This is a genomic window from Chryseobacterium shigense (genome assembly GCF_900156575.1).
Classification (GTDB): Bacteria; Bacteroidota; Bacteroidia; order Flavobacteriales; family Weeksellaceae; genus Chryseobacterium; species Chryseobacterium shigense.
Genome location: NZ_FTNY01000001.1, coordinates 564,584 through 578,161, shown reverse-complemented (window position 1 = coordinate 578,161; position 13,578 = coordinate 564,584). Strand labels below are relative to the sequence as shown.

Sequence of the window (13,578 nt, the reverse complement as noted above, 5' to 3'; positions counted from 1 at the left end):
TTATTTAGTGATTAAGCTTTATTTCAGTTGCTGACTATTCTATTGAGATGGAGGATAAGTATGGTAAGGAATTCTTGGAATCCTCTGAACTGATCGAAACCCAACAAACTGAATTGGTAGTAAAACTTATTCAATAATAAGACCAAAAAAATGAAGTCTGTATAATGAATGATTCCATTAATCATATTTTAAATGATTCATAACCATTTATAAATCAAAAATATTGAGTTTTCAATATAAAATAATTTCATATTCAGTTGATTACTCATAAAGGTGATATGAAAAATAAGAATTCAGCTGTGGTATCTGGTTTATTTTTTTCCGTTAAAACCTCGTTTTTAATCCCTATTGGCGTATAAATTGATATGAAAAGCTTTATCGAATTCTTTGGTTATGATGAACAAGCTTTTTGCAATTTTAATTTTCTTTTTAGGGGGCTTTATCCTTCTCAATGCACAGGAGAAAAAAGATTCACTCTATTATAAAATAGAAAATTTCTCAGATAAGACGAAGGTGACCAAATTCATTCACCGTTTCATATTCCGTAGGGAAGCGGACTCTGCATCCGTAAGAACAACAACGGAGAAACTGTCGCAGGAGACTTATAATGGAAAACACATCAGAAATGTCCGGATAGAAACCATTGACCCGTTTGGATATGGTTCGCAAGATAAAAAAGAGAAAACCAAATGGTACGATTGGTTCACCAATCATCTTCATGCGAATACAAGAGATAAGACCGTTAATAATTATTTGCTTTTTAAAAAAGGGGAAGAGTATAATGCTCAAAAACTCTATGAATCCGAACGTTTGCTCAGAGCTATGCCCTTTATCAACAGGGTTAATATCAGCGTCTCAGACAGTGCTTCCGGAAAAGATTCTATTGATGTCGTGGTGAAAGTCCTCGATTCATGGAGCTTAAAGCCGAGAGTCAGTTATTCAGGAAGTAAGATTGGTCTGGGAGTGACCGAAGAAAATGTATTGGGATTAGGACACGAATTAGATTTGCTTTACAGAAACGATTCTAAAGAAAAGCAGGATTATCTTTTGGGAAGCTATACCGCGTACAACCTTTTTGGTTCTTACATCAATGCTCAGATTTTGGGAGAAAGAGATTTTTTGAAAAATGAAAGAATCAATTTCAATTTCCGAAGAGATTTCTTCTCACCGTTGACGAAATGGGCCGGTGGACTTACTTTTGAATATTTTATGCGAAATGTTTTACTTCCGATAGAGACCGATACCAAATTTCCGGAAGTTCAGATCAAGGTATACAGCCAGGATTTGTGGGGTGGATATCAAATTCCCGTTTCATCAGATTCAAAAGAGAGGGTCAACAGTAATATTGCCCTGATCGGAAGAATTCAGAACTATCAGTACAAAGACAGTCCAGGAATAGACCAGTATAACTATTTTAGCTCTTACAGCAGTTTTCTGATGTCGATAGGATATATTCACAGAAATTTCTCGGTTCAGAAAAATATTTTCCAGTATGATTTGCCGGAGGATATTGCTTACGGTAGTTCAGTCAACTTAACGGCTGGAGCTTTGTCCAGAAGTAACAGCGTGAAGCCTTATGTGGGACTTTCTGCGTCTTATGGTGATTTTATAAAGCTGGGCTATTTCAATGTGAAAGCTCAGTTTGGAAGATTCTTTAATGAAGACAGCCCGAATCGTGAGTCTTTTCGCCTGGAGGGAACTTATTTTACGAATCTTATGGATTGGAAATTTGCCAAAGCAAGACACTTCTTTTCTCCCACTTTAGCATTGGGAAATCCACAACATAATTATTCTTATAAAGACAGAATTAATCTTTCTGCGACAGACGAATTTCCTGTTTTCGATTCAGATTATATCGGGACTAAAAAATTGGTTTTAAGATATCAGCTTCAGCTTTTTGTTAATAAAACCTGGAAAAATTTCCATTTCAGTCCTTACTTAACTGCGGCAGTAGGCTGGTTGGGAATGCCTGATGACAAATTGCTGAAAACCACTGCCAATACAAAAATTGGAGTAGGGGTATTAATCAATAATCCGTTTTTGGTTTTCAACAGAATTCAAATTTCTTTCACCTACTATCCTCGCGTTCCTTTTGATAATAATTCCGTTTTTGATTTTAACAGCAACCGGAATAATATTCTTCCAATGAATAGTTTTGCGACAGACATTCCTCATTTTGTGAATTTTGGAAACTGATCATTGCCTGTAAAGGTTGTTCGTCTGCATATAAAAAATACAGCTCCATTGGATGTCCAATGGAGCTGTTAGATTGTAGGGTATGTATTTATTATATATATCTTCTTTATTTAAAAAACTTAACTGCTGGCAGCAAGTTTTTTAAGCGCAGCCCATTGTTTCAGGGTAGTACGCGCTTCAGCGGCAGGGTAACCAAGATAGGTCTTACCCGCAGGTACATCACCTGCAACACCCGATCCTGCCCCTATAGTAGCGCCATCGCCAATGGTCACGTGATCTTTAATAGAAGCGCTTCCGCCAATAATAACACCGTTGCCCAAGGTAACACTACCGGCAAGACCACTATTGCCCGCCATAATACAAAATTTGCCCAATACGCTATTATGACCTATCTGGACCAGGTTATCAATCTTACAGCCATCACCGACAATCGTAGAGCTGAACTTACCACGGTCTACACAAGCACCCGCGCCAATTTCCACCCAGTTGCCAATGATAACATTACCTATTTGTGGAATTTTAGCCAATCCCCTCTCAGGACATGGCGTAAATCCAAAACCATCAGCGCCGATTGTTGCATTGGGATGCAGGATCGTATGGCTACCAATTTGGCAGTTTTCTCTGATCACAACACCGCTCCAAACAGTGCTGTTTTTGCCCACAATACTGTTATCCAGAATCGTAGCATTAGGGTAAATCGTTACATTGTCACCAATCTGGACGTTAGGTCCTATATAAGTTCCTGCACCAATACGGGTACCTTTACCTACAATCGCAGTTGGATGTACCGATGCTGAAGGGTGAATATCGCAGTCAAACTGTGGGTAAAGAGGAGCAAACAATTCCAGGATCTGAGACATGGCAAGATCAGCATTATTCACTTTTATAAATGCTCTGTTTGTGCCGGGTTCAATGGAAATGTCGTTATTCACAACAGCTACGGAAGCTTTACTGTTGGCCCAAAGTTTTTCATACTTTTTATTGCCTATAAAAGTAATTTGGTGATTACCGGCAAGTTCTATTTGCTCCGGAGAGGAAACGGAATGCGAAGTGCTACCTACGATATAACCTTTTAGTAACGTGTTGATTTCTAATACTGAAAATAATTTCATAAGGATTGTTTTTTGTGATCCGTGTCAGGATCAAATGTTTATGCAGAAAATTACCGTAAACTAAATAGGAAGTTGATAAGATTTAATTGTTGGCCTATGTCCGGAAAATATGCAAATATAACGTTAAAAAAAGGAAATTATTTTAATTAATTATTATTTTACTTGCTAAGTATTTAAATTTACGATTTGTTAACATAAGATTCTTCATTTTAACAGTCTCGGACTGACTTGAATAAACAAATAAATTCTTCTGAGTTTTCATTTTTTAAAATTAGGAGTAGGAAGCTTTTGAACAAGATGAAATAGTACGAATAACAATTCGACAGAGAAAAGCAAGAAGGAATCACAAAGCCTTAAAAATTTAAACTACCTTATTAAAGCAAATACTTCCGTGACCGATGTAAAAAAACATCTGAATTATTATGAATATGTCATCAGGCTATTATGTTATAAATGAACAATATATAAACAGGCTGGAAATTTTTTCCGTTCTTTTATTTTTTTACTCATTAGCATTTCCGTAATTTTATACTCCGTAAAATAGAATTCATATAAATATCAATAAAAATGGATAAATATAATTACGGGATGGTTGGTCTCGGAGTGATGGGGAGGAATCTTCTTTATAATATCGCTGATAATGGCTTTTCTATTGCAGGATTTGATCTTGATGATAAGAAAATAAAAGAACTACAGGAGGGTGCCACATCTGAGATGAAACTGAAAGGTACAGGTACTTTAGAGGATTTTGTATCTGCCCTGGAAACTCCCAGGAAAATTATTCTGATGGTTCCTGCAGGAAAGCCTGTAGATGCCGTTCTGGAAAGCATTACCCCGCTTTTGACCAAGGGAGACATTGTTATTGATGCAGGAAATTCTTACTTCAAAGATACCAACAGACGTATTGCCGATTTAGCATCAAAAAATCTCCACTTTATGGGAATGGGAGTTTCCGGAGGAGAAAAAGGAGCTAGAAAGGGACCCAGCATTATGCCTGGAGGAGATTTGGAAGCTTTCCATCTTCTTAAACCCATGCTGGAAGCCATTTCTGCAAAAGTAGATAATGAGGCTTGTACCGCTTACATGGGGAAAGATTCCGCGGGAAACTATGTGAAAATGGTGCACAACGGAATTGAATACGCCATTATGCAGCTCATCAGTGAAGCTTACGATTTGTTAAAAAGAGGAGCCAATTTAAATAACGAACAGCTGTACGAAGTTTTCAGAGAATGGAATAATGGGGAAATGAACTCATTTCTCATTGAGATTACCAGAGATATTTTCCAACAGAAAGATTCATTCACGGACGGCTATCTTGTCGATCAGATTCTAGATAAAGCGGGAGCAAAAGGCACCGGAAAATGGACTTCTGAGCAAGCTATGGAGATTGGTGTTTCTATCCCTACGATTGATATTGCCGTTACGTCAAGAATTTTATCAGCCTATAAAGAAGAGAGAGTTCAGGCTTCTCAGCTATATCCTAAAAATGAAATCTCAACCCCGCAAAATACAGAAGTATTCATTAAAGAAGTGGGAGACGCTTTATATCTGGCTACACTGATCAGCTATGCACAAGGTTTGGCTTTATTGGTGAAAGCTTCTGAAGAATATGATTTCCAGATTCCATTAAAAGATGTCGTGAAAATCTGGAGAGGAGGTTGTATCATCCGTTCCGTTTTGCTGGAAAAGTTCTATTCAGCATATACTCAGGATCCTCATCTGTCGAATATTTTACTTAATAAAGATATTGCAGTGATCGTGAATGAAAAAATCAGTTCATTACGGAAAACAGCTGCTTTTGCTGCTTCAAACGGAATTTCAGGTCTGGGCATTCAGACCGCTTTAGGGTATTTTGATGCCTACACCACAGAATCCCTTCCGGTGAATCTTATTCAGGCTCAGCGGGATTATTTTGGAGCACACACTTATCAGAGAATCGACAGAGAAGGGGTTTTTCATACTTCTTGGGAAACTGCAAAAAATTAATATCCGGAACAATGAATGACAATAAAGTCTTGAAGCCAACGACTATCATAATTTTTGGTGCGACAGGAGATTTGGCAAAAAGAAAACTTTTTCCGGCGTTTTATAATTTATATATCGATGGCAGAATGCCTAAAGGTTTTAATATTTTAGCACTGGGAAGGGCAGATAATACCAACGAATATTTTAAAAATTACATCAAAGAAAATCTTGAGCATTTCTCAAGAAAAAAAGTAACTTCAGAAGATTGGGCAGGTTTTCAGGCCCATATTACTTATTTTCAGCATCAGCTGGATGAGGAAAGTTCTTACAAGAATCTGTATCAGAAATTAGAGGATTTTGATACCGTATACGGAACGAGGGGCAACAGATTATTTTATTTATCAATAGGGCCTAATTTTGTGTCCACGATTTCCAATCATATCAAGAATACGTCATTAGCTTCTGATGCCAAAAAAGATCGTATCATCATTGAAAAACCTTTTGGCCATGACAAACAGTCGGCAATAGAGCTGAACAGCTTACTGGCAGAGACTTTTGAGGAAGAACAGATCTACCGTATTGATCATTACCTTGGAAAAGAAACGGTACAGAATATATTGGCATTCCGGTTTGGCAATTCTATTTTCGAACCTTTATGGGACCATAAACATATAGAATCGGTACAGATTACGGTTGCTGAAGAAGTAGGTGTTGAAACAAGAGGTGCTTTCTATGAGCAGACGGGAGCATTGAAGGATATGATTCAGAATCATTTATTACAGATTCTTTGTATGGTGGCAATGGAGCCGCCGGCTTCTCTGGAATCGGGTGAAATCAGAGACCGGAAAGTAGATGTCCTTAAATCCATTCGTAGGATTTCAGCTGATCAGGTTGATCATTATGCGGTAAGAGGTCAATATGGAAAAGGGATGATCAACGGGGTAGAGGCTAAAGGTTATCGTCAGGAAGACGGGATTGCCCGGGATTCCAATACAGAAACTTTTGCAGCAGTAAAATTCTATCTTGATAATGAAAGATGGCAGGAAGTTCCTTTCTACGTTCGTACCGGAAAAAAAATGAAAGAAAAGCATTCCTATATCACCATTCAGTTTAAGCCGCTTCCGAATTCCACATTTTCAGAAAGCTCACAACATTTGTCAGCCAACCGATTGATTATTAATATTCAGCCATTGATGGATATCAGACTGCAGTTTATGGCAAAAAAACCAGGTCTTTCATTAGTTTTGAAACCGGTGGAGATGATCTTTGATAATTTCGCCTGTCAGGAAGATACTCCTGAAGCTTATGAAACATTGCTGCTGGACGCGCTTATAGGGGATCTTACCTTATTTATGCGTTCAGATCAGGTAGAAGAAGCATGGGATGTTGTAAAAACAATACAGGAAGCCTGGGAAAACGATGAAGATTCCTCTTTTCCAAATTATGAAGCAGGAAGCTGGGGACCGAAAGAAAGCATTGCGCTGGTTGAAAGACAGGGGCATAACTGGGTATAAAACATTAACATTTTAAAGAGACGAAAAATGAATATTACCGTATTTGATGATTTACAGAAACTCTATAAAAAGGCAGCAGATACCTTTGTGGATCTTTCTCAAAAATCTATTCAGAAGCACAGCCGTTTTGTAGTTGCGCTAAGTGGAGGTTCTTCTCCTAAAGCTATTTTTAACTTGCTGGCCTCTGAAGAGTATGCAGCGAAAATTGAATGGAATAAGGTGTTCTTTTTTTGGGTGGATGAAAGATGGGTTTCTTTAGATGATGAAAAAAGCAATGCAAAGATGACTTTTGAAGCTCTTTTCGATAAAGTTCCTGTTAATAAAGAACAAATATTCCCCATGTATAAAGACGGCATAGCTCCGGAAGAGTATGCTAAAGAATACGAACAGAAGATTAGAAATATTCTTGGAAATGAGGGCATTTTTGATTTCATCCTGTTAGGGATGGGAGATGATGGGCATACCGCTTCTTTATTTCCTGGTGAAAGCGTTTTAGAGGAAAAAGAAAAGTGGGTTTCCGCTTATTATCTGAAGTCTCAGGAGATGTTCAGGATCACCCTGACGGCCCCGTTGATCAATAAAGCAGAAAACATACTGGTGGTTGCCTTCGGGGAAGCAAAAAAACATGCATTGAATGAGGTGCTCAACGGAGAATACAATCCTGCACTTTATCCAATGCAGCTTATTGAGCCAAAAGAAGGTTTTCAGTTTTTTACAGATGAGAAAGCTAAAGGCTAAACTTGTACTATAAGAGGTCCTCAGAAAATAGATGTTTTGAAGACCCTTAGATGGACGAATCATTTCTAATGGTTCGTCCATTTTTGATATTAGTTTTTTTTAATTTCACTTTTAACCTCAGTTTCTCTTGCAGGCTCAGAATAAAAATTCAGCGAATGTACAGCCAATAAAAAGTAAGAACCTCAACATATGTTGAGTATTCTGAAAATTTTGAAATCTACATTTGCTTTATTAATTCAATACAGAAAATAGCATGAAACGTTTATTATTGAGTATGTCCGCTCTCTGCATAGGAGGTCTTATCTTTTCACAAAATAAGAATCAGAATAAAATCATGGAACAGACCAACAAAACCTACGTTATCAATAAAAATCCAAAAACTCTTTTTGATCCCACTCCGTTTGCATTTTCTCATGCCACGGCCGCTGAAGGTGAAGGGCAATATGTATTCATCTCAGGACAGAGTGGCGGAGAGGATTTAAAACACAGCCTTTCTGAAGATTTTAGAACTCAGGTGAAGTATTCTCTGAAAAATTTGGAAACAGTGCTTGCGGAATATGGAGCAGGCGTTGCCGATGTTCTTAAAATCACCATACTCATCGTTGATCACGATCAGGAAAAGCTTCAAATATGGACAGAGGAAATGCATAAGACATGGAAAAAGAATACATTTCCGGCAAGTACACTGATTCCTGTACCCAAATTAGCATTGGATCATATGCTCATTGAAGTGGATGCCATTGCTTTCGTTCGAAAATAAACCGAGTCCAACGGATCAGACCTTATAAAAAGGCTTCCGGAATATCCCGGAAGCCTTTACTTATTTTTTTGAAAAATGAATTTTATGGAGTGTCGACCAGACTTTCAACCCCTAATCCGGATTTATTCTTCATCAGAAGATTACTTCATTATTTGGACATAGCAGTAGGAAATACTAAGTCCTGCACTATCATCCATCTTTCAATTTCCTTTAATTCGAGGAAGAGGGCCCTGTTTATTTCCTGATCGCAAAGGTTTTCAGTTCACGATTGGCCTGTTTTCAAATTTCCGGATCGCATATTCAGCATATTCCTGCTCATAGGCGATCTTCCTTCGGCAGACTTATCCTTATATAATCCTCTTCGTCAGTCATCAATTTTACCTCAAACTTCTGGGGCTTCTCCAAACCGGCTGTCTGATCTGTATTACTAAAAAAAACAGTTAATTAAGCTGATAATTCGCCAAAACCAGACTCAAAATGAAATGTACATAATCCTGATCCGCTTCCTGCCTGTTCATCAGCCTGTTTTTATAATCATACGAATTTAAAACCTGTACCAGTTTTTGATAAGTTTCAAAATGATCTCCTTTGATTTTTACCCTTGAATTTCCTTCTCTTGTTTTAATGATTTCATTATCCAAAGTCCTGATTTTAAATAAGACATAGGATAATTTTGGATGAAAATTCATCCTGCCCAGATACCTTTCAACTATATTAACCTTGAACGAATCAAATACGATAGTGTTGAATACAATATTAGAACCTGGTTTCTGTGTATTGAGCTCAAGTGTAAAGTTCATTAATTTAAATTTTATACAAATTTACCCATAAGCTAAAATAAATCAAAGTAAAATAAAAATTAAACTGCAAAAGAAATCGTTTCGCTCTACGTTACAAGATCTATTTGTTTGATCAGATTCATGTTTTTTATCCGGAATGTTCTGATCATCAGCTGATGAGCGTATTGTAGGTAGACTTCAGCTAGCGTAATAGATTTTATAACTACAGGATAATTTTCTTTCCTTATTTTTCTCAGAAGGGGCTTATCAACAAAATACCGAAGCAAAAATACCCAAACCAAAAAACCAAAAAGCAATCAAATAATCGATTGCTAATTCTAAAAATAAATTTAAATGGTTGATTATTAATTATTTATGTTTTTGTACGCATTCTTTATTGAAATATTTTTGTTTTTTCACTACTTAAAGGCTGTTTACGGTAAAAAAATGGATTGTCTTGGGTTTCCAGGGTGATGACGTAAAAGTTATCCAAATACCAGAGTGAAATCAAAAGAAACAAAAATTCAAAATTTACAACAGATTACAGAATGTATTTTTTAATTATATTAGATCTGAAAACAATAACGAAAACAAAATATGAGAAAATTATGGATACTGCTTGGTATTTGCAGTGTATCATTTCATTTGAATGCGCAGAAAGCAATGACATCACAGGATAGTATAAAAGTATTCTATGATAAATTGCTCACCCTGCTAAAATCTGACTATGTTTATAAAAAAGACGTAGACTGGAAAGCCGTTGGAATGGAAACCAATCAGAATTTAAAAGGATACAGTGATTTTAAAAGTTCGTTAGCAGAGAGCGGGAAATTGTTTGGGAAAATTAAAGCCACCCATTGTAAGATCATTTATAAAGATAAAGTATACGGAACCACTCTGAAAGCATCCACAGACCATTTAAGCGAGCAATGGAAGGAGAAATACGCGACAAAACCTGGCTTTGAAGTGAAAGTTCTGGACGGAAAATGGGGCTATATTCTCATGCCCGGGATCAAATCTCTGGATTTTAGTGCTGAGAATACCCACAAAACGGCTCAGCCTATGTATGACCAGATCGCAGCTGTAAAAACCAAAAATAAACTGGAAGGCTGGATTATTGACTTGCGTTTTAATACAGGCGGGAATTCTGCCCCTATGCTGCTCTCTCTATATGATTTCCTTGGAGATAACGATATTTGGGGGACTGTTGATCGCAATCAGAAACAGAACAGTAAAGTGAAACTGGAAAAGGGAAAGTATTTAAGCAATGCTAAAAAAACGTCTTCTATAGATCCTGAAGGTGAACTGCTGGATCAGGCAAAAGTAGCCGTCATTATCGGTCAGTTAACGGCAAGTTCAGGAGAAGTAACGGCATTAGCTTTTAAGGGAAGACCTGATACTGTTTTCATAGGAGAAAAAACCTTTGGAATGACCACCGCTAATGTGGATGTAGCATTGCCTTTCAGTTCGACACTGATTCTAAGCGTTGCCCTGGATACAGACAGAAACGGGAAGTATTATGATCAGATCGTTCCGGATATTGCGGTGTCCGGACAGGATAATTTTCATGACCTGCTGGCTGACAAAAATGTTCAGGAAGCCATCAGTTTTATCTCAAAAAAATAATAATAAAATAACGAAGCCTGAGGCTGGAAGAGGGAAGGTAGTAGGGTGAAAAACAGATCATTTTCACAATGTTTTAGTTTCCTCTTCCAGTTCTGTGCTTTTCTGATGTATATTAAATAAGGTATTTTTTAAGTCCCTCCATAATTCCCTGCCACAAAGTATTGAAGAAACTTTTATTGGGATCACGCTTCACATCCACTTCTACATGATCGGGTTCACCTTTGGAATCATTTTTAACGAAAATATTAGCAATCGCACTCAGTACTTTTTTCTCTTTACCTGTATTTTTGTTTAAAAAGTTAACATGCATATCCGTGTATTTAAAGTAAAAATTTCCACCAATAGTAGTGCTGTTACCCTTATAATCAAATTTCAAATACTGGATCTGGCCGTCGAGACTTACATTAAGATAAGGTCTTACAAACAGGTTGGCATTGTCTACAGACAGATTTTTGATGGTACCGTTGATGGCATAGTCATCATTTTTATTAGCCACATCAAACTGCCAGTGTACATCCGTAGGAGCGTCTCCAAAAAAATTAAAGTTTGAATCCACTTGTACCAATGTAGGCTTACTTTTCATTTTGGCGCTGTTCACATTCTTTATTTTAGCATTAAAATCCCCAAAGGTGATCTTACCGGGAATATTTGCTTTTTCAGCGACTTCTTCATAGGAAAGCTTGGAATTCCTGATATCGATCTGTTTGATATATAAGGGGAATTTTACGTCACGGAGCTTTTTGCTGAACATATAACGCACACCAATGTCATCCGGTGGAGCAAGATCATGATAGATATTACAGTCGATACCGTCAAAAATGATTTGATCCAGATCTATACTTGTTTTTCCTCCCAATGCGGAGTTTTTATCCGTAATCATGATCGATTTAGCCTTTATGGTATAAAGGTCCTCTTCAACGGCAATTAAACGGTTAAACTGAGCTCTTGAATATTTAGGAAGAAAAGCAAAGTTGGTTACAGCGGTCAGCTTTCCGGTATTTTTTACCTGATCCACTTTCAGACGGTAATATTTTCCGGCGTCTACATCGATGCTTTTAGCCGTGATGAATTGATTTTTAACGTGAAAAGGAATAGATTCTTTAAGGATATCTTTGTTGGTGGTAACTGATTGAAGTTCTACATTAAAATTTCCCACCTTTACTTTCTCACGCCCTTCTTGTTTCTGAATAAAAGTCCCGTCGATAATATGAAGCGAACCAAGGTTAGCCAGCAGATCCGGAGTTGCCGTATTTGTTTTTTTAGGAGACTTCACTTTACGGGTCGCTGCAATGATTTCTACACTTGGATGATGTACGTTGATCTTACCGAGCTGTAGCTGCAATTGCTGTCCTGCAAATTTTGAAGTATTATTCAGAATCTCAACTTTCTCGGTTTTGATATTAAAAAGATCTTTTGTAGCGCTTTGACCAATAGCTTTAAACTCCACATCATTCAGTAAGATATTAGAATCGTTTGACCTTATTTTTTTGATGTTTACGGCCTGTAAAGCATCAGATTTGAAATAGATGTTGTCAAATTCTATATTGTGGGTAGAAAAGGCAAAAGGGATTTTCTCTTTGACCGTTTTTTTATCGAAAACAATATCCTTTAAATTCAGATGAAAGTGATCTACAGAAGCCACTTTTGTTTTATCCCTGTGTTGAACAAGAACCGAACCCTGTCCAAAATCAAGATTTTTGATCCCGATCTTAAGGTTAATTTCTTTCGGATTTTCTTTTACTTCCTTTTTGTTCGTTGAAGTAACGATCAGCTGAGGTTTTATAAATTGGGCATTTTCAATGATCAGAGAATCCCGGTTAATACTGAAATTGTCTGCAGCAAGCTTATTGATCTTAAGGTCAAAGACATTTTTAGCATTGTAGAGTGCAGGACTTTCAATCGGTTTCAGATGAAATTCAGAAATATGGAGCTGTTTGTTTTTTGCGTCAATAGTACCGGCATAAATCTGATAGAAATCGTTGACGGTGATGAGGACATCATGCGCATCCATTTTAAAATCTTTAAATGCAACAGGTAATTTTGATGAATTTGGGTTCAACCTAATTTCCGTAAGAAGGATATTTACATTTTTTCCGTTAACGAGATCTTTTTTGTTTTTGTCTTTTACCGAAAAATTCCCATTGGTCATCAGAATATTTTCAACGCTAAAATTCATTTTCTTTTGTGCTGAATCTTTTTTCTTTTTGGGCTGACCGAGTACCATTTTCATAGTAGGATCAATCAGCTGTACCTCCCTGATATGATAAGATTGGTTAAAAATAGCATTCCAGATTCCAAAATTTTCTATACGCAGACTTTTAATGCTTCCGTTAATTTGAGTAACCGTAGGATCTTGAGTCGGTTTGGTTTTAATATGGATTGAGTGGGCGGAAATATTCCCCCTGAAAAGATTAAGACTGAAATCTTTAAGACTGATTTGGTAGGGTGTTTTTTCATTAACCAGTTGTGGCAATTTATTTTTAAGATAAGCATTCAGCACAAAAGGAAAAATAAGCATTAGAAAAAGGATGGACCCTATAGTGATCAATACCGTTTTCTTTTTTTTTCCGGGTTCTTTATTCGGTAGTTTTTTTTCCATCTTATATTTTTACAGGGGTTAAGGGTCAAAGACCATCTTAAAAAAATGAATATATAATATCACTTCCCAATCTTGTTCCAATTTACATTATAATTGAAATTATTTTACAATTTTGATCTTTTAATTGATATATGAAGACAAAAATAGGGTGTTGAGTCCCTGAATGTGTAGCTTATGACTTTGAAAAATGAAAAATATACCATGTAGAAGTAGCGAATTGCCGGAAACCAGAATGTTTATTTATGAGAAAAGCCCGGATGATCAATCCGAGCCTTACTTAGCTTACATA

At 36.8% G+C, this 13,578-nt stretch carries 9 protein-coding genes; 6 read left to right on the top strand and 3 right to left on the bottom strand.

The window, feature by feature from the left end; translation table 11 throughout:
* Window positions 1-393 precede the first annotated feature (393 nt).
* On the top strand, window positions 394-2,196 hold the full coding sequence (locus BW964_RS02710) for a POTRA domain-containing protein (RefSeq protein ID WP_228432022.1): 1,803 nt from the start codon (window positions 394-396) through the stop codon (window positions 2,194-2,196).
* 119 nt (window positions 2,197-2,315) lie between these two features.
* Here the strand turns inward: BW964_RS02710 and lpxD are convergent, their stop codons facing one another.
* A complete protein-coding gene (gene lpxD, locus BW964_RS02705) occupies window positions 2,316-3,308 on the bottom strand; it encodes a UDP-3-O-(3-hydroxymyristoyl)glucosamine N-acyltransferase (RefSeq protein ID WP_076504470.1) in 993 nt (330 codons plus the stop codon).
* Between the two features lie 567 nt (window positions 3,309-3,875).
* On the opposite strand from lpxD, the gene gndA reads away from it, so the two are divergent.
* From gndA to BW964_RS02685, 4 genes are all read left to right on the top strand, one after another.
* Window positions 3,876-5,294: an NADP-dependent phosphogluconate dehydrogenase gene (gene gndA / locus BW964_RS02700; protein ID WP_076504469.1), complete on the top strand. Its 1,419-nt coding sequence runs from the start codon at window positions 3,876-3,878 to the stop codon at window positions 5,292-5,294.
* 11 nt (window positions 5,295-5,305) lie between these two features.
* Complete coding sequence (zwf, locus tag BW964_RS02695; RefSeq protein WP_076505417.1) at window positions 5,306-6,787, top strand: glucose-6-phosphate dehydrogenase; 1,482 nt, start codon at window positions 5,306-5,308, stop codon at window positions 6,785-6,787.
* A gap of 27 nt (window positions 6,788-6,814) precedes the next feature.
* Window positions 6,815-7,525 (top strand): 6-phosphogluconolactonase, encoded by a 711-nt coding sequence (gene pgl / locus BW964_RS02690; protein ID WP_076504467.1) that lies wholly within the window; start codon window positions 6,815-6,817, stop codon window positions 7,523-7,525.
* A gap of 253 nt (window positions 7,526-7,778) precedes the next feature.
* The gene (locus BW964_RS02685; RefSeq protein WP_228432024.1) at window positions 7,779-8,285 is read left to right on the top strand and encodes a RidA family protein; all 507 of its coding nucleotides are present in this window, start codon (window positions 7,779-7,781) and stop codon (window positions 8,283-8,285) included.
* A 440-nt stretch (window positions 8,286-8,725) separates the two neighbouring features.
* Here BW964_RS02685 and BW964_RS02680 read toward each other — a convergent pair whose 3' ends face one another.
* Window positions 8,726-9,085, bottom strand: coding sequence for a prevent-host-death protein (locus BW964_RS02680; RefSeq protein ID WP_076504465.1), 360 nt, complete (start codon window positions 9,083-9,085; stop codon window positions 8,726-8,728).
* 576 nt (window positions 9,086-9,661) lie between these two features.
* On the opposite strand from BW964_RS02680, the gene BW964_RS02670 reads away from it, so the two are divergent.
* A complete protein-coding gene (locus BW964_RS02670; RefSeq protein WP_076504460.1) occupies window positions 9,662-10,690 on the top strand; it encodes a S41 family peptidase in 1,029 nt (342 codons plus the stop codon).
* 112 nt (window positions 10,691-10,802) lie between these two features.
* Here BW964_RS02670 and BW964_RS02665 read toward each other — a convergent pair whose 3' ends face one another.
* Window positions 10,803-13,289: a DUF748 domain-containing protein gene (locus BW964_RS02665; RefSeq protein ID WP_076504458.1), complete on the bottom strand. Its 2,487-nt coding sequence runs from the start codon at window positions 13,287-13,289 to the stop codon at window positions 10,803-10,805.
* Window positions 13,290-13,578 lie beyond the last annotated feature (289 nt).